Annotated in this window: 19 protein-coding genes and 1 tRNA gene; 8 read left to right on the forward strand and 12 right to left on the reverse strand. The window is 67.7% G+C overall.

The window, feature by feature from the left end:
• Positions 1–42: 42 nt before the first annotated feature.
• Positions 43–119, forward strand: a tRNA-Arg gene (locus IQ292_RS08585).
• 181 nt (positions 120–300) lie between these two features.
• Positions 301–1269: a bile acid:sodium symporter family protein gene (locus tag IQ292_RS08590; RefSeq protein WP_203309908.1), complete on the forward strand. Its 969-nt coding sequence runs from the start codon at positions 301–303 to the stop codon at positions 1267–1269.
• Here IQ292_RS08590 and IQ292_RS08595 read toward each other — a convergent pair.
• The 10 genes from IQ292_RS08595 to IQ292_RS08640 form a co-directional block, all read right to left on the reverse strand.
• Positions 1259–1993, reverse strand: coding sequence for a 3'(2'),5'-bisphosphate nucleotidase CysQ (locus tag IQ292_RS08595; RefSeq protein WP_238940928.1), 735 nt, complete (start codon positions 1991–1993; stop codon positions 1259–1261). The genes IQ292_RS08590 and IQ292_RS08595 overlap by 11 nt on opposite strands.
• Positions 1990–3903 (reverse strand): sulfate adenylyltransferase subunit CysN, encoded by a 1914-nt coding sequence (cysN, locus tag IQ292_RS08600; RefSeq protein WP_203309910.1) that lies wholly within the window; start codon positions 3901–3903, stop codon positions 1990–1992. Before cysN ends, IQ292_RS08595 begins: the two co-directional genes overlap by 4 nt.
• Positions 3903–4814, reverse strand: coding sequence for a sulfate adenylyltransferase subunit CysD (cysD, locus tag IQ292_RS08605; protein ID WP_338057613.1), 912 nt, complete (start codon positions 4812–4814; stop codon positions 3903–3905). Before cysD ends, cysN begins: the two co-directional genes overlap by 1 nt.
• 60 nt (positions 4815–4874) lie before the next feature.
• A complete protein-coding gene (locus tag IQ292_RS08610; protein WP_203309912.1) occupies positions 4875–5093 on the reverse strand; it encodes a hypothetical protein in 219 nt (72 codons plus the stop codon).
• A 53-nt stretch (positions 5094–5146) separates the two neighbouring features.
• On the reverse strand, positions 5147–6409 hold the full coding sequence (locus tag IQ292_RS08615; RefSeq protein WP_203309913.1) for an N-succinylarginine dihydrolase: 1263 nt from the start codon (positions 6407–6409) through the stop codon (positions 5147–5149).
• Between the two features lie 5 nt (positions 6410–6414).
• Positions 6415–7434, reverse strand: coding sequence for an arginine N-succinyltransferase (locus IQ292_RS08620; RefSeq protein ID WP_203309914.1), 1020 nt, complete (start codon positions 7432–7434; stop codon positions 6415–6417).
• Positions 7431–8639 (reverse strand): hydrolase, encoded by a 1209-nt coding sequence (locus IQ292_RS08625; protein ID WP_420853665.1) that lies wholly within the window; start codon positions 8637–8639, stop codon positions 7431–7433. Before IQ292_RS08625 ends, IQ292_RS08620 begins: the two co-directional genes overlap by 4 nt.
• A 92-nt stretch (positions 8640–8731) precedes the next feature.
• Positions 8732–9649 carry a DUF481 domain-containing protein gene (locus tag IQ292_RS08630; RefSeq protein ID WP_203309915.1) on the reverse strand — a complete coding sequence of 306 codons (918 nt, stop codon included), beginning with the start codon at positions 9647–9649 and terminating at the stop codon, positions 8732–8734.
• A gap of 38 nt (positions 9650–9687) precedes the next feature.
• Positions 9688–10179, reverse strand: coding sequence for an RNA pyrophosphohydrolase (locus tag IQ292_RS08635; RefSeq protein ID WP_203309916.1), 492 nt, complete (start codon positions 10177–10179; stop codon positions 9688–9690).
• Complete coding sequence (locus tag IQ292_RS08640) at positions 10176–11174, reverse strand: alpha/beta hydrolase (RefSeq protein WP_203309917.1); 999 nt, start codon at positions 11172–11174, stop codon at positions 10176–10178. Before IQ292_RS08640 ends, IQ292_RS08635 begins: the two co-directional genes overlap by 4 nt.
• A 44-nt stretch (positions 11175–11218) precedes the next feature.
• Between IQ292_RS08640 and IQ292_RS08645 the strand changes: the two genes are divergently transcribed.
• Complete coding sequence (locus tag IQ292_RS08645) at positions 11219–12127, forward strand: histone deacetylase family protein (protein WP_203309918.1); 909 nt, start codon at positions 11219–11221, stop codon at positions 12125–12127.
• A 41-nt stretch (positions 12128–12168) separates the two neighbouring features.
• Positions 12169–13350 (forward strand): SAM-dependent methyltransferase, encoded by a 1182-nt coding sequence (locus tag IQ292_RS08650; protein ID WP_238940929.1) that lies wholly within the window; start codon positions 12169–12171, stop codon positions 13348–13350.
• 6 nt (positions 13351–13356) lie between these two features.
• Here the strand turns inward: IQ292_RS08650 and IQ292_RS08655 are convergent, their stop codons facing one another.
• On the reverse strand, positions 13357–14064 hold the full coding sequence (locus IQ292_RS08655; protein ID WP_203309920.1) for an SDR family NAD(P)-dependent oxidoreductase: 708 nt from the start codon (positions 14062–14064) through the stop codon (positions 13357–13359).
• A 5-nt stretch (positions 14065–14069) separates the two neighbouring features.
• The gene (purF, locus tag IQ292_RS08660) at positions 14070–15527 is read right to left on the reverse strand and encodes an amidophosphoribosyltransferase (RefSeq protein ID WP_203309921.1); all 1458 of its coding nucleotides are present in this window, start codon (positions 15525–15527) and stop codon (positions 14070–14072) included.
• A 123-nt stretch (positions 15528–15650) separates the two neighbouring features.
• Here purF and IQ292_RS08665 point away from each other — a divergent pair, with 123 nt between their 5' ends.
• From IQ292_RS08665 to IQ292_RS08680, 4 genes are all read left to right on the forward strand, one after another.
• Positions 15651–15902, forward strand: coding sequence for a DUF7218 family protein (locus tag IQ292_RS08665; RefSeq protein ID WP_203309922.1), 252 nt, complete (start codon positions 15651–15653; stop codon positions 15900–15902).
• 59 nt (positions 15903–15961) lie between these two features.
• A complete protein-coding gene (gene hisI / locus IQ292_RS08670; protein WP_203309923.1) occupies positions 15962–16321 on the forward strand; it encodes a phosphoribosyl-AMP cyclohydrolase in 360 nt (119 codons plus the stop codon).
• Positions 16322–16440: 119 nt separating this feature from the next.
• Positions 16441–16818, forward strand: a complete 378-nt coding sequence (locus IQ292_RS08675; protein ID WP_238940930.1) for a hypothetical protein — start codon at positions 16441–16443, stop codon at positions 16816–16818.
• Between the two features lie 31 nt (positions 16819–16849).
• Positions 16850–17269: a MerR family transcriptional regulator gene (locus IQ292_RS08680; protein WP_203309925.1), complete on the forward strand. Its 420-nt coding sequence runs from the start codon at positions 16850–16852 to the stop codon at positions 17267–17269.
• The last annotated feature ends 1 nt before the right edge of the window (position 17270 follow it).

A 17270-nucleotide genomic window follows, 5' to 3' on the forward strand; every position in this document is an offset into this window, starting at 1 on the left:
TTGCGCGTTCGGAACCGTCTGCTATCAGCGCGCCTCCGGTTGGCGCCCGTAGCTCAGCTGGATAGAGCATCAGACTACGAATCTGAGGGTCGGACGTTCGAATCGTTCCGGGCGCGCCAAAATACCCCGCCAGGTCATCGACCCGGCGGGGTTTTTGCGTCTACGGCCCGCCGCACCGGTAGCGCGCGGGTCTTCATGGCTGGTCGACAGTCGCAGACACGGCGCATCGAATGTGTCGCATGCAGTCGCCGTGGCGCGCGCCGCACTCGCATCGTCCGGCGAAGCGGGTAAAGCGACCCGATGCTTCGCCGTCTGCTGTCGCTCTTCGAGCCGTTCATCCTGCTTCTGCTTGCTACCGTGCTGCTCGCCTCGATCGTGCCGCCGCGCGGTGCCATGGCGGGGGTCGTGGCGACGGCGGCAGAGGTCGGCATCGTCCTCCTCTTCTTCCTGCATGGCGCCAAGCTGTCGCGCGAGGCGATCTGGCAGGGCGCCCGCAACTGGCGGCTGCATCTCGCGGTGTTTCTGACGACCTTTGCGCTGTTCCCGCTGCTCGGCGTCGGGCTGCGCCATGTGCCCGGCATCGCGCCGCTCGTCGCCACGGGCCTGTTGTTCCTGACGCTGCTGCCCTCGACGGTGCAGTCCTCGATCGCCTTCACCGCAATCGCGCGCGGCAACGTGGCGGCGGCGGTATGCAGCGCGTCCTTCTCGAACCTGATCGGGATCGTGGTGACGCCCGCGCTCGTCGCGCTGCTCATCGGCGGGATCGGCGGACAGGGAACCGGTGTCTCGCTATCTGCGGTGGAGGCGATCGTCTTCCAGCTGCTCGTTCCCTTCGTGGCGGGACATCTCCTACGCCCGTGGATCGGCGGTCTCGTCACGCGGTGGAAGGGGCTGGTCGGCATCGTCGACCGGGGATCGATCCTGCTCGTCGTCTACTCGGCGTTCGGCGCGGCGGTGGTCGAGGGGCTGTGGCACAAGGTATCCGCCGGGGACCTCGCGCTGATCGGGGAACTGTGCGTCGCGCTGCTCGCGCTCGTCCTGGCGATCACCTGGTTCATGGGACGCGGGCTCGGGTTCAGCCGCGAGGATGCGATCGTGCTGCTGTTCTGCGGATCGAAGAAGAGCCTGGCGTCGGGCGTGCCGATGGCCGGCGTATTGTTCGCGCCGGCCCAGGTCGGCGTGGTGCTGTTGCCGGTGATGCTGTTCCACCAGATCCAGCTGATCGCCTGCGCCGTCATCGCCCGGCGCTATGCCGCGATCAGCGAATAGCCGCGATCGCCGCCAGCACCGACGCCGCCAGTTCGGGCCGGCAGATCAGAAGGTCGGGCAGCAGCGGGTCGGCGCTATTGTAGACGAGCGGGCTGCCGTCGATCCGCGACGCATGCAAGCCCGCGGCGAGCGCCACCGCAGCTGGGGCGCAATTGTCCCACTCATACTGGCCGCCGTCGTGGAGATAGATATCGGCGCGGCCATCGACGACCGCCATCGCCTTCACCCCGGCCGACCCCATGCCGTTCTGCGTCGCGGCCAGCGCCGTGCCGACCTGGTGGACGAGGTCGGAGGCGCGCGTGCGGCTCACCACCATCCGCGGGGGCGCGCCGCATGTGGTCGCCGCACGCTGCGCCTGCGCCGTGGTATAGACCCGTCGCTGCGTGGGAACCGCGACCGCGCCGATCGCGGGACGTCCGTCGATCGCCAGTCCGACGTGCACCGCCCAATCGTCGAGCCCCTCGGCATAATCGCGCGTTCCGTCCAGCGGATCGACGATCCATACCCGCCGCGCGCCACACCGCTCGCTATTGTCCAGCGACTCCTCGGAAAGGATGAAGTCGTCCGGGCGCGCCGCGCGCAGGCGTTCGATGATCAGCGCGTTGGCGCGCGCATCGCCCGCATCGCCGAGCGCCTTGCCGCGCGCATCGCCGCGCGCCCGGATCGCCAGCAGCAGCTCGCCCGCTTCCTCGGCGATCGCAGCGGCGAGATCGACATCCGTCAAAGCTCTAAACTCCACACGCCCAGCACATGCTCGACGATCCGTTCGGCGGCAGCTTCGGCGCTTTCGGTGCGCGTGTCGATCCTGATATCGGGGTGCTCCGGCGCCTCATAGGGGCTGGAGATGCCGGTGAAATGCTTGATCTCACCCGCCCGCGCCTTGGCGTACAGGCCTTTGACGTCCCGCGCTTCCGCATCGGCGAGCGGCGTGTCGATGAAGATCTCGACGAACTCACCCGCCGGCAGCAGGCCGCGTACCATCTCGCGTTCCGCGCGAAACGGCGAGATAAAGGCGGTCAGCACGATCAGGCCGGCGTCGCACATCAGCTTCGCCACCTCGCCGACGCGGCGGATGTTCTCGATCCGGTCGGCATCGGCAAAGCCCAGGTCCCGGTTCAGGCCATGACGGATATTGTCGCCATCCAGCAGGAAGCTGTGCCGGCCGAGCGCGTGCAGCTTCTTCTCCACCAGGTTCGCGATCGTCGACTTGCCGGATCCGGACAGGCCGGTGAACCACAGAAGGCGCGGCGACTGTCCCTTCTGACGGGCATGCGCCTCGCGACTGATATGCGTCGACTGCCAGTGCACGTTCTGCGCACGGCGGAGCGCGTGATGGATCATGCCGGCGGCGACCGTGGCGTTCGTCTCGCGATCGATCAGGATGAAGCCGCCCAGAACGTGGCTCTGCGCATAGGGCGCAAAGACGAGGGCGGCCTCGGTAAAGACCTCTGCGACGCCGATGTCGTTGAGCGCGAGCGTCTCCGCCGACAGATGCGCCTGGGTGTTGACGTCGACGACATAGGCCGGCGGCTGCACCGTCGCGCCCACCGTCTGCGTACCCATCTTGAGCCAATAGCCGCGACCGGGGACGAGCGGCGCATCGTTCAGCCAAACGAGGGTCGCTTCGAATTGGGTCGCGGCTTCGGGCGGGGAATCCGCCGCCGCGATGACGTCGCCGCGGGAACAATCGACCTCGTCCGCGAGCACCAGCGTCACCGCCTCGCCCGCGACGGCGCTGCCGCGATCTCCGTCGAAGGTGACGATGCGCGCGATCGACGTGGTGCGGCCGGACGGCACGATGCGAACCCGGTCGCCGACCCGCACCGATCCGCCGGCGATCGTTCCGGCGAATCCCCGGAAGTCGAGGTCCGGCCGATTGACCCATTGCACCGGCATGCGGAACGGCGTCATCGCCGCCCGATCGGTATCGACCGGTATCGCCTCCAGATGCGGCAGCAGCGCCGGGCCGCGGTACCATGGCATGGCGTCGGATCGCGCGGTGATGTTCGCGCCGGTCAGGCCCGACAGGGGAATGGCGGTGAAGCCGGCGATGCCGATGCCGGCGGCGAACTTTGCATAGTCCGCGACGATGTCGTCGAACACCGCCTGGTCATGTCCGACGAGATCCATCTTGTTGACCGCAAGGATCAGATGCCGGATGCCGATCAGATGGGCGAGGAAGGAATGGCGCCGCGTCTGGGTCAGGATGCCCTTGCGCGCGTCGACCAGGATTACCGCCGCGTCGACGGTGGAAGCCCCGGTGATCATGTTCCGGGTATATTGCTCGTGCCCCGGCGTGTCCGCGACGATGAACTTGCGTTTCTCGGTCGCGAAGAAGCGATAGGCGACGTCGATGGTGATGCCCTGTTCGCGCTCGGCGGCCAGTCCGTCGACGAGCAGCGCGAAGTCGATGTTCGTGCCCTGCGTCCCGACGCGGCGGCTGTCGGCCTCGAGCTGACGCAGTTGGTCCTCGAAGATCGTCTTGGAATCGTAGAGCAGCCGGCCGATCAGCGTCGACTTGCCGTCGTCGACGCTGCCGCAGGTGATGAAGCGCAGCATCGACTTGGACTGATGCGTGTCGAGATAGGCATGGATATCGGCGGCGATGAGCGCGTCGGGGGTGTAGACCGTCATCAGAAATAGCCCTCGCGCTTCTTCTTCTCCATGCTCGCCGTCTGGTCGTGGTCGATCGCGCGGCCCTGGCGTTCGGACGTCGTCGTCAGCAGCATCTCCTGGATCACCGCCGGCAACGTGTCCGCCGCGCTCTCCACCGCGCCGGTCAGCGGATAGCAGCCGAGCGTCCGGAATCGGATCGAGCGCTCCACCGGCATTTCGCCGGGCGCGAGCGGGAAGCGATCGTCGTCCACCATCAGGATCAGGCCGTCGCGCTCCACGGTCGGGCGCGGCGCGGCAAAATAGAGGGGGACGATCTCGATCCCTTCACGCAGGATATATTGCCAGATGTCGAGCTCGGTCCAATTGGACAGGGGAAACACGCGGATGCTCTCGCCCCGCCTGATCCGCGCATTGTAGAGGTTCCACAATTCCGGGCGCTGCGCCTTGGGGTCCCAGCCCTGGCTCGCGGAGCGGAACGAGAAGATGCGCTCCTTCGCGCGGGCCTTCTCCTCGTCGCGCCGCGCCCCGCCGAAGGCGGCGTCGAATCCGCCGGCCTTCAGCGCCTGCTTGAGGCCCTCGGTCTTCCATAGGTCGGTATGGCGGCTGCCGTGGTCGAACGGATTGATGCCGGCGGCCAGCGCCTCGGGATTGCGGTGGACGATCAGCTCCATGCCGGCCGCCGCCGCCGCCTTGTCGCGCAGATCGTACATCGCGCGGAATTTCCACGTCGTGTCGACGTGAAGCAGGGGAAATGGCGGTGTCGCGGGGTAGAAGGCTTTCCTGGCGAGATGCAGCATCACCGCCGAATCCTTGCCGACCGAATAGAGCATCACCGGGGATTGGGCCTCGGCGACGACTTCGCGCAGGATGTAGATGCTTTCGGCCTCGAGCCGATCGAGATGCGTGAGCCCGCTCATGCGTGCCGAGATAGTGCCCGCGCGGGCGGGCGCGACCAAGTTATCCTGTTGCCCGCAAAAGGTGATGCCACGTCATTCGTGGCGGCGCTGCTCGACCGTGTCGATCAAAATGCCGCCGACCATGAACACCGACAGCGGACAAACCGCAAAGAGCAGCCAGCCGCCGAAACCGGGGTAGAGGTCCAGATAGTGCACTCCGCGCGCGACCGCGCCGGTGGCGAGCGCATAGATGACGAGGAACGCCTCGAACTTCGTCGTGATCGTGAACAGACGCTTCAATCGGAGCCACATGGCAAATCGTTAAGCAAGCGCGATGCCAATGCCGCAATTCCGCCGTTTCCGCCTTAAGCGACGTGGTTAATCGTAAAGCAATCCGACAGGTCCAGCGCGTCCAGCAGCGCCCTGTGCGCGGCCTCGATCGCCGCGACGAGCGCCGGATCTGCAAGCTCGGCGGGGTCGATGGTTTCCGGCCAGCAGCGCCGAACGACGTCTTCGATCAGAGCGATCTTCTCGACGTCCACGAGGAAGCGCGGATCGACGCGCGCGGGGTCCGCGACGACGCGCAGGCGCAGGCAGGCTGGGCCGCCGCCATTCGCCATGGATTGCTTGACGTCGACCACCTCGACCTGTCGGATCGGCCCGTTGCCGGCGCGATGCCGCTCCAGCCAGCGCCACACGGCCGCATTGGCGCGCGCCTCTGCCGGCACGATCAACGTCGGCCCGTCGCGCGTCGTCACGAGCTGGGCGTTGAAGAGATAGGAGGCGATCGCATCGGCCAGGCTGACCTCCGCCGCCGGGACCTCGACGATCTCCACCGCCGGCATCAGCCGACGCAGATCGGCGTAGAAGGTTTCGCGCTCCGCGAAGGCCTGCTCATGCGCGAACAGCACCCGCTCGTTCGCCACCGCGACGACGTCGTTGTGGAAGGCGCCCGCCGCGATCGCCGCTGGCGACTGTTCGACGAAGAGCGTCTTTGCCGGATCGAGCGCGTGGCGTCGCGCGACGGCGGCGCTGGCCTCCGGATGCTGGCGGGCGGGGAAGGGGCCGCCGGCGATCGTGTAGACGAACACCTCGACGCCAGGGGCGTCATGTGACGCGCATAGGCGCATATGATTGGCCGCGCCCTCGTCGCCGAAGGGGGGAGGCACCGGCGCGTGGACGGCGAAGGCCGGGTCGGCGAAGGCGAGTCGCAGCTGCGCCAGCGTCTCCGGCCACTCGTGGCTGCGATGCGGCATCGTCAGCAGATTGGCGACCGTCAGGTGACAACGGCCGTCGGCGGCGTCCGGCGCGGGGGACACGGTCGCCGCGTTGGCGGCCCACATCGCGGAGGCGGACATGGCCTGCGCCCGCAGCAGCGGCGTCGCCCGTGCATGATCCGTGGCGAGGCTTGCCAGCCACCGGTGGTCGGGTCGCCGATGCGGCAGCAAGATGCCCTGCGTCAGCCCGAGCGCCAGGTTCGCGCGCATCTTGGCCAGCCCCTCCAGCGCGGCGGCGCGTGGATGGGAAATGCGACCGGCATTGTGCGTCGCTGCCAGGTTGCCCGCCGACAGGCCGGCATAATTGTGGCTCGGTCCGACGATCCCGTCGAAATTGATCTCGGTCTGCATGTCTCTCACCACCGCGGCACGTGCAGCACGACGTCATCCTCCCGCACGCCGAGCAGCGCGGCGCAATCGGCGGACAGGACGATATCCTCGCCCACCTCGCGCACGCAGCCGAACGCGCAGCGGAAATCCCGCAGCCGGCCGATCGCGACCAGCGATTCCACGCCGCCCTGGTCGCCGTCGACCGCGACGACGCGGCTGGCCATCGCCCCTGCGATCGACCGGACGCGGTCGGTGCGTGCGGTCATCGTCGGTCCACCGTCGAAGATGTCGACGTAATTCTCGAAGTGGAAGCCCTCGTTCTCCAGCATCCGCATCGCCGCACGTCCGCTCGGATGCGGCAGGCCGATGGCGCCGCGCGCTGCCTCCGACAGCATGGCGGTATAGATGGGGTGCTTGGGCATCAGGTCGGCGATGAATTGATGGCCGTTTATCGCGTTGAACTGGTCGGCATCCTGGAAGGTCATGCCGAAGAAGCGGCCGGCGAGACCGTCCCAGAAGGGGGATCCGCCCGCTTCGTCGATCACGCCGCGCAGCTCCGCTAGGATACGGTCCGCGAATCGATCGCGGTGCGCGCGGATGAAGAGATAGCGGCTCCGCGCGAGCAGAAGGCCGAGTCCGCCGGCGCGCTCGCCGGGGTGCAGGAACAGACCGCCCACCTCGCACGAGCCCTCGAGATCCGTGGTGAGCGTTAGCATCTCGGCGCGGAAGGTCCGGCCGAGTTCGCGGCTGTGCTGCGTCAGCGTGCCGATGCGATAGCTGTAGAATGGATGCTGCTGGCCGACCTGGGTGAAGATCTGGCTGGTCCCGCGCACCTCGCCCGTCGCGGCATTTTCGAGGATCAGCACGAAAAGTTCGTCGGCGACGGGTCCGCCGTCGTTGGAAATCGCCGCTTCGCTCCGCTCGAGCTTGGCGCGCAAGGCCTTGCGATCCGGGGGCAGGTTGGTGAATCCGCCGCCAGTGAGCTTGGCCATCTCATAGAGGTGCGGCAGGTCGCGACCGTTCGCGGCGCGGATACGGAAGGTCATGCGTGGCCCCTTGCGATGATTCGGCGGATCGTCAGGATCGACAGCGCGGCGCGCTCGACGAGACTGTCCGCGATCAGGAATTCCTCGGCGGAATGGATCGCGCCGCCGCGTACGCCCATCGTGTCGACGACGGGCACGCCCGCCGCGGCGATATTGTTGCCGTCGCACACGCCGCCGGTGGCCCGCCAGGCGATCGGCAGGCCGAGCGTGCCGCCCGCTTCCGCGACGGTGGCGAAGAGACGCTCGCTGCCGGCGTCCATCGGCTTTGGCGGACGATTGAAGCTGCCGTGGAGGGCGATGTGCACGTCATGCTCCGATCCTATCGACACGATGGTATCGCGGACGGTCTCCTCCGCGCGCGCGATGGCGGACGGGTCACGCGGGCGGAAGTTGACGCGCAGCACCGCCAGATCCGGTACCACGTTGTTGGGACCGCCGCCGTCGATCCGGGCGGGATTGACGCTCAGGCCATCGCCGCGCGCCTCCGCCAGCCGCACGGCGATCGCCGCCGCGGCGACGATCGCGTTTCGCCCCTCCTCGGGATTGCGGCCGGCATGCGCCGCGCGGCCACGCACGACGATCGAGAAATTGCCGGTCCCGCCCCGCGCGCCTGCCAGCGTCCCGTCCGGCAGCGCCGGCTCGTACGTCAGCGCCGCGACCTTTCCGCGCGCCGCCTCGGCGAGCAGCGCCGATGACGAAAGCGATCCGGTTTCCTCGTCGGAATTGATCACCACGGCATAGCCGAGCCTTGCCGCGTCGGGATCGCGCTCGATGGCCGCGAGCGCCGCGAGCAGGACGCAGAGCCCGCCCTTCATATCCGCAACGCCAGGCCCGTTGACGGTGCCGTCGCTACGATGGGTCACCGCCTGGAACGGGTGATCGGCCGGATAGACGGTATCCATGTGGCCCGTGAACAGCATCTGCACGGGCGCGTCGGGGCGCACGGCGAGATACAGGTGGCGGCCGTGCGAAAGCGCCGCGACCTTGCCATCCGTGCCCACCGTGTCGACCGGCGCCGGCTCCATCAGCCTCGTCTCGCCCGGGAGCACCGCGAAGGCATCCGCCAGCACGGCGGCCATCCGGGCCAGCCCGGCAAGGTTGCGCGTCCCGCTATTGATGGCCGCCCATTCGCACGTCCTGGCCAACATAGCCGGGCCGTCGAGGGCCGCGATCACAGCCCGCGCCTCGTCCGTCATTCTCTCCATCGCCGCCTGCTAGCCGAGGCGGCGTCGGAAGGGAAATCCGGCGCCGGCCTTTCCCGTGTCGCAGCGGCACAGGCGGCAGCGCCGCCGTCGCGTCAAAAGCTGTAGACCAGCGACGCGCGACTGGTCGTGTCCGTCGATACGGAGCCGACCGGCGGCTGGCTTTCGTACTGGACATTGTATGACAGAGCTGCCGACAGCGGGCCGAGCAGCTTCGCGTTCAGCGCCGTCGTGCCGCTCACCGTCGAATTGAACCGTTCGACATAGGCGGCGGCGTTCTGCGTCACCGACAGGCCCGGCAGCAGCCGCCAGCTGAACGCCATCGTGCCGCGCGCCGCGAGGCTTCCCTCGATCAGGTCGTTGGTGAAGCTGGTCCGCCGAAAGGCGGGCCCCAGTTCGACGTCCAGCCGGACGCGGGGCGTCTTGACCGCGCTGTAGCCGATCCCCGCCGATGCCGAATAGCGATCGAAATAGCCGAGGAAGCGATCGCTTTCGAATTGCGCGGCGCCATAGATGTAGGCGCGATCATCGAATTTGTAGTTGGGCTCGTAGCTGGCCAGATAATGTTCGCGCGTGGTGATCCCCGCGTTTTCCTGATAGTCGGCCTGCGCATGGAACTTGTGGCGCCACTGGAGCCCCTCGCGCGTCAGGTCGAGAACCGCCGTGCCGCCTTTGGAATTGGTGTTGCCCGTGGTGATGTAGCCGCCGAGCTCCGCCCGACCCGACCATAGATCGAAGATGTTCGCCTGGCGTATCGTCTCGCTCCGCGCCGCCGCGCGCTCGCTGCGCCACTTCTGGGCGATCGCGAGCACCTGGTCCGCACTCGCCGGGTCGGCGAGGCGCGCGTATTTGACGACGACCGAGACATCCCCGTCGTTGCCGCTCTCGATCGCGGCGTCCAGCATCGCCTTGATCGGTCCCGGGATCGGCACCGCATTCTGATCGGGTGCCGGATTGCCCTCCGCGTTCGCGAGCAGCAGGGTGGCGAGCAGCAGGATCGGCAAGCGGCGCATGGAGAGTGGGCCTAGGGACTGGGGTGCGACAGGCAAACCTACCTTGTTTCGCTTGCGGCGAGATGGGGCTGGAATGCGGTGAGCACCGCTTCGTACAGCGCCTTCTTGAACGGCACGATCATCGTCGGCAGGTCTGACGGATCCGCCCAGCGCCAGGCGCGGAATTCCTTGTGCGCCGTGTCGATGTCGACGTCGCTGTCCTCGCCCAGGAACCGGAACAGGAACCAGCGCTGGCGCTGGCCGCGCCACTTGCCCTGCCAGACCTTGCCGACCAGATCGTCCGGCAGGTCGTAGTAGAATTCGTCAGGCGCCTCGGCGACCAGCGTGACCTTGTCGGGCGCGACGCCTGTCTCCTCGCCAAGCTCGCGGATCGCGGCCGTCAGGGCGTCCTCGCCGGGATCGATCCCGCCCTGCGGCATCTGCCAGGCTTCCAGCGTCGAGTCGACTCGCTGCCCGACGAAGACGCGGCCATCGCGATTGACCAGCATCACGCCGGCGCAGGGGCGATAGGGAAGATCGGCCTTGCTCATGCGCCGGCTCCCGCAGCCTGCGTCTGGACTCGGGCTGCCTCGGCCTCGAGGATGACGTCCTTCAGCGCCGAGAGATAGCCCGCCACGTCTCCCTGGGCGGACGGAATCGCCTTTCGCAGGGTCACGAAGCCGTGGACTGTGCCCATCGCCTCCCGGAATACGACGGGCACGCCCGCCTGGACCAGCGCGGCGGCATAGGCGCGCCCCTGGTCGCGAATCGGGTCGAGGCTGGCGGTGACGATTACCGCCGGCGGCAGGCCCGCGACATTGCCGAGCAGGGGAGATCCCCGCGGATGCGCGACATCCGCCTGATAGGCGTCGACGAACCACAGCATCGTATCGCGCGTCAGCAGGTAACCGTCGGCGAATGCGTCGAAGGAGGGGTACATGCGCGACGAATCGGCCGCCGGATAGATCGGTGCCTGGACGATCACCGGAACGGCGGCGGGGGCGTCGCGCAGGTCCATGGCCGTGACGATCGTCAGCGTCCCACCCGCGCTGTCGCCGGCGAGAACCAGCGAGGTGACGCTTCGCCCGAGGTCGGCGGGGCTCTCCGCGACCCAGCGCGCCGCCGCCTCGCAATCGTCGGGCGCCGCGGGCCAGCGGTGCTCCGGCGCCAGGCGATACTCGACGGATACGACGGGCAGGTCGAGCACGCGCGCCATCTCGGCGCAGAAGCTCGCATGCGTGTCGATCGTGCCGATGACGAAGCCACCCCCGTGGAAGAAGACCACGGCTGGTCCCGGCGCGCGCGTTTCACGGGCGTCGAACAGTCGCGCGGCAATCGTGCCGGCGGGGCCGGGTATCGACAGGTCGCGGCTCGTCGCGAGCTGGCCCACCGGCAGGTCCGCGACGTCCTTCATCGCGATATACACCTGCCGCGCGTCGGCGGGCGTCATCTGGTGCGTCCGCGGACCGGGAACCGCATTGAGATAATTGAGGAACATGCGGACGTCCGGGCGGACGAAGGGCGGGGTGTCGGACGTATCTGTCATGCGTCTCTCTTGGGCGGCGGCGGCTGGCGCCCTACCTAGGACGCGTGATCCCGATCGTCCATCACCCCGCCTATGTCGCGCCTGCGCCCGCCCGTTCGACCTATCGCTGGAACAAGAACGGCTTGATCCGTGACCTGCTGCTAGCCGAAGGCGAGCGGCTGACCTGGCACCAGCCCGAGCTGATGGACGTGCGGTGGCTGGAGGCCGTGCATGATCCGGATTATGTCGCCGAGGTGCTGGAGGCACGCGTTCCGCCCGCCAAGACGCGGCGGATCGGCTTTCCCGTCACGCCTGCCGTCGCCGCACGTGCGCAGGCGGTACCGGGGGGGACGTGGCTCGCGGCGCATCTCGCGCTTCGCCACGGCTTTGCCGCGAACAGCGCCGGTGGCAGCCATCATGCGCTTGCCGATACGGGAGCCGGCTATTGCGTGTTCAACGACCTCGCGGTCGCCGCGGTCCGGCTGATCGAGGAGGGGACGGTCGACCGCCTCGCCGTCGTCGATTGTGACGTGCATCAGGGCGATGGAACAGCCGCGCTGCTGGCCGGCCGGCCCGGTATCGTCACCTATTCGATCCATGCGGAAAAGAACTTTCCTGCCCGCAAGGCGCGATCGACGCTGGATGTTTCGCTGGCGGACGGCCTGGGCGACGAGGGCTATCTGGCCAAGCTGAAGGAGACGCTGGCACCCTTCCTCGCGGAGCATCGGCCACAGCTGATCCTGTACCAGGCGGGCGTCGACCCGTTCGAAGGGGACCGGCTCGGCCGCCTGTCGCTCAGCCTCGCCGGGCTTGCCCGTCGCGAGCATGTGATCGCCGGGCTCGCCCGCTCCATCGACGCGCCGCTCGCGAGTACGGTCGGGGGCGGCTATGGCGACGATGCGCTTGAAATTGCTCGCCGTCACGTCGCGGCGATCCTTACCTTGGGCGAGGCATTCTCCCCCGCGTCGGCCTGAGCGTCTTTCGTTCGTCCGGATCCTCGGGCATGGGCGCGCGCATGGCCGCACGTTTCTCCCGCCTGATCGCGATCCCGTTCCACCGCCTGCTCGACCGCATTGATGCAGGGCTGACAAGCGGCGGGATCGAGGCGCGCCTTCCCGACGGGACACGCCGGCTGCTCGGGGGCCGTAAACCGGGGCCCGTGCCGATCGTCACGATCATGTCGTGGCGCGCGCTGATTCGGCTCGCGACCGAGGGGTCGGTCGGCTGGTATCGGGCGTGGGAGGCCGGCGAATGGTCCAGTCCCGATCCTGTGCCGCTGTTCGACCTGTTCATGCGCAATCGTTCCACGCTCGGCGGCACGGCGCGGGCCGGGGGGCTGCCGAAGGCGGCGCTACGCGCCTGGCATCGGGTCCGCCGCAACGACCGCAAGGGCGCGCGCCGGAACATCGCCGAGCATTACGACCTGGGCAACGATTTCTACCGCGAATGGCTCGACGAAAGCCTCACCTATTCGAGCGCCATCTACGGGCCGGGCGACGATCTGGCCCGGGCGCAGGCGCGCAAGCTCGCCGCGATCCTCGAGCGCACCGCGACCCGCCCGGGCGACACGATTCTCGAGATCGGCTGCGGCTGGGGGTCGTTCGCGGCGACTGCCGCGGCGGCGGGGCGCTGCGTCCACGCCCTGACGCTGTCGACCGAGCAGAAGGCGGCCGTGGACTCCCGCGGCCTTCCCGGTGTCACCGTGGCGCTGACCGATTATCGCGACGTCGCCGGTACCTATGACGCAGTGGCGAGCATCGAGATGGTCGAAGCGGTCGGCCAGGATTACTGGCCGGCCTATGTCGACACGCTCGTCCGCGTGCTGAAGCCGGGCGGCCGCGCCGCGATCCAGTATATCAGCATCGCCGACGACATCTTTCCCGCCTATGCAGGCAATGTCGATTTTATCCAGCGCTACATCTTCCCCGGCGGCATGCTGCTGTCCGAGAGCCGCTTCCGCGCGCTCTGCGAGGCGCGGGGCCTCGCCTGGACCGACCGGCAGGGCTTCGGCCTCGATTATGCGCAGACCCTGCGGCACTGGCGCGAGCGATTCGAGAATGCCGACCGGGCGGCCCGCCTGCCGTCCCGGCTGGACGCGCGGTTCCGCGACCTGTGGCGCTATTATCTGATGTATTGCGAGGGCGGCTTCCGGGGTGGCGGCATCGACGTCGCGCAGGTGACGCTGATCAAGGCCTAGGCCGGATCAGCCGACCCGTTCGAAATGCCCCGGGGCGAACCCGTCGGTCGCCAGCGCCACGATCCGTTCCGCCACCACCTCCGGCGCCTTCACCGACTGCGGATCCTCGCCCGGATAGGCGCGGGCGCGCATCTTGGTCCGCGTCGCGCCGGGATCGAGGATCGCGGTACGGATCGCACTGATCTCGGCGGTCTCGTCGCCATAGGCGCCGATCAGCGTTTCGAAGGCCGCCTTGGACGCACCATAGGCACCCCAATAGGCGCGCGGCTTGCGCGCGACGCTCGAGGTGACGCCGATCACGCGCGCGCCCCTCGACCGGCGCAGCATGGCGTCGAATGCGGCGAGCATCGCCGCCTGCGAACTGACGTTGAGCGTCAGCACCTCTGCGAACTCCTTTGGCTGGATCGCCGGCACCGCCGCCAGGCTGCCAAGTGTGCCTGCGTTGAGCACCAGGATGTCCAGCGCCTGCCAGCGCTCGCCCACCGCCGTCGCCAGCCGTGCGATCGAGTCGCTTTGCGCAAGATCGAGCGGCGCGATCGTCGCCGATCCGCCTGCCTGGAAGATCGTATCCTCTACGCTTTCCAGATCCTTGGCGGTGCGGGCGGTCAGCACGACGTGCGCACCGGCCTTGGCAAGCGCGATCGCGGTCGCGGCGCCGATGCCCCGGCTGGCGCCGGTGACTAGCGCCAGTTTCCCGTCCAGAGCCTTGCTCATCTCGCTCAATTTACCCGTTCCGCAAGCATCGCGAATTGGTCGACAGGGGCCGCATCGTCATGGTCGGTCAGCGTCGTCGGATAATCGCCGGTAAAGCAAGCATCGCAGTATTTGGGCCGGATGTCCGCACGCTTGGCCTCTCCCAGCGCCTTGTACAGGCCGTCGATCGAGACGAAGGCGAGGCTGTCGGCGTGGATGAAATCGGTCATGCCACCGACGTCGAGCTTGGCGGCGAGCAGCTTGGCGCGCTCGGGCGTGTCGACGCCGTAGAAGCAGCTGTGTCGCGTGGGCGGGCTGGCGATCCGCATGTGAATTTCCGCCGCGCCCGCATCGCGCATCATCTGCACGATCTTTAGACTGGTCGTCCCACGCACGATCGAATCGTCGATCAGGACGATACGCTTGCCCTGGATCAGCGCGCGATTGGCGTTGTGCTTCAGCTTGACGCCCAGGTGACGGACCTTGTCGCCGGGCTGGATGAAGGTGCGGCCCACATAGTGGGAACGGATGATGCCGAGCTCGAACGGGATCCCGGACTGCTGCGCGTAGCCGATCGCCGCCGGCACGCCCGAATCGGGCACCGGGATCACGAGGTCCGCCTCGACCGGCGCCTCGATCGCCAGCTGCGCACCGATCTCCTTGCGGACCGAATAGACAGACTGATCACCCGCGATCGAATCGGGGCGGCTGAAATAAACCCATTCGAAGATGCAGGGGCGCGGCGCCATCGGCGCGAACGGCTTGATCGAACGGACCTCGCTGCCCTGGACGATAACCAGCTCGCCGGGTTCGACCTGTCGCTCGAACGTCGCGCCGCACACGTCGAGCGCCACGGTCTCGGAGGCGAAGATGATCGCATCGTCCAGGCGACCCATCACGAGCGGCCGGATGCCGAGCGGGTCGCGGCACGCGATCATGCCCTCCGGCGTGGTGACGATGAGCGAATAGGCGCCCTCGATCTGCTTGAGCGCATCGATGAAGCGGTCGAGCAGCGTGCGATAGCTGGACGTCGCGACGAGGTGAATGATCGTCTCGGTGTCGCTGGTCGACTGGAAGATCGACCCGCGCCGGACGAGCTCGCGGCGCAGCTTCATCGCGTTCGAGATATTGCCGTTGTGGGCGATCGCGAAGCCGCCGGTCGAGAGGTCGGCGTAGAGCGGCTGGACGTTGCGCAGCGCGGTCTCGCCGGTTGTCGAGTAGCGGACATGGCCGGTTGCAACGTTGCCCGGCAGCGCGCGGATCACGTCGTCGCGGTCGAAATTGCCGGCGACATGGCCCATCGCGCGATGGCTGTGGAACAGGTGGCCGTCGAAACTCGTGATCCCGGCGGCCTCCTGCCCACGATGCTGCAGCGCGTGCAGGCCGAGCGCAACGAGCGCGGCCGCGCTGTCGCTGCCGGAAACACCGAAGATGCCGCACTCTTCGTGCAGCGTGTCGTCGTCGAAGGGATGTGTGGTCAGCATGGCCCGGCCTGATGTCGTGCGAGCGCGCATATAGGCACGCGAAACAGGTTTGTCGCCTGTTTGTCATGCGGATGCGGGAGCGTTGGTGCTTTCCGCTCGTTCGACGGCGGAAGGAGATCCGCGATGGCGAAGGACCACGGCGCCCAGATCAAGGACGATGCGCTCTACGAAGAGTTGCGCAAACAGGGCAATTCGAAGGAGAAGGCCGCCCGGATCGCCAATGCGAAGGCGGCCGGCACGCTGGACCACAAGTCGACGCGCCTGGAGGATCGCAGCAAGGCGGACCTGCTGAAGGAAGCGCGCGAAATCGGCATCGCCGGCCGGTCGAAGATGGACAAGGCCGAGCTCGCGAAGGCGATTCGCTCCAACCGATAGGGTGAGAGACGACGCACAACCGGCGTGACGCCATCTCCCCGCGCGTCTAAACGACCGACATGTCCGAACCGCGCGAAACCGAGCTCGTCCTAGACCCCAAATACGACGGCGCCGGCCTGATCACCGCCGTCGTGACGAACCGCGAAGGCGCGTTGCTCATGGTCGCCCACATGAATGCGGACGCGCTCGCCGAAACCCGGAACAGCGGTCACGCGACGTTCTGGTCGCGCAGTCGCAATCGGCTTTGGAAGAAAGGCGAAACCTCAGGAAATATCCTGTCGGTGGTCGAGATGCGCGTCGACTGTGATCAGGATGCGATTTGGATCATCGCGGATCCCGCCGGTCCGGCATGCCACACGGGGGCAGATACGTGCTTCTATCGCCGGATCGAGGGCGATCGGCTCGTTCGCATCGTATGAGGCTGTGTACGACGGCGCTGCTCGCGACGTTCGCACTGCTGCCCGCGTGCCGGCGGCAGCCGCATTCGCAAGCACCATCTGCCGGTGCCCGGTTGGAGAACGCTGCGGTGGCAGCGGGCATGGTGGTCGATCCTCGGCGCGTGACGCTCATCGGCGCCTGGTCGCGGGAAACCGATCGCCTGTGTGTCGTGCCGGGGCATGCCGGTACGCTGCGCGTCGGTGTCCTCATCGACTATGGAGAAGGGCAGGGATGCGCGGCGGCCGGCACGCTTCGCCAGCGTGGCGACTCAGCCCGCCTCGCCTTCGGGTCGTGTCGGTTCAATGCCGCGATCGATGGCGATCGCATCGTCTTTCCGGCGGCGCTTCCGTCGGCCTGCGAATCGCTTTGTACCGGGCGTGCTTCGCTATCAGCGCTTGCCGTCGATCGCGTCAGCGCTTCTGCTTCGGAAGCGGCGCAACTGCGTTCGCCGGCGGGCCGGCCTCTTTGCGGCAGTTGACGTTGACGTAAAGGTAAGCTAATTGACGGGCATGGATCTGACGCCTGCCTATGCGCCTATCGCGCCGCGGGATGACCGCGACAGCTATACGATCTCCGACCTGTCGGACGAGTTCGGCGTGACTGCCCGTGCGCTCCGCTTCTACGAGGACGAAGGGCTGATCGCGCCGGAGCGGCGGGGTACACAGCGTATCTATTCGCATCGCGACCGGGCCCGCCTGGCGTGGATCCTGCGCGGCAAGCGTGTCGGCTTCTCGCTGGGCGAGATTCGCGAGATGATCGACCTGTACGACGTCGGGGACAACCGACGCGCACAGCGCCAGGCGACGATCGACCGCTGTCGCGGCAGGATCGCGCTGCTCGAACGGCAGAAGCACGACATCGATGCCGCCATCGCCGAACTGACCGAATTCGTGAACGTCGTCGAAGCCGTTCACGCCCGGGACGCCTGAG

Source organism: Sphingomonas beigongshangi (assembly GCF_016820445.1).
GTDB lineage: Bacteria > Pseudomonadota > Alphaproteobacteria > Sphingomonadales > Sphingomonadaceae > Sphingomonas > Sphingomonas beigongshangi.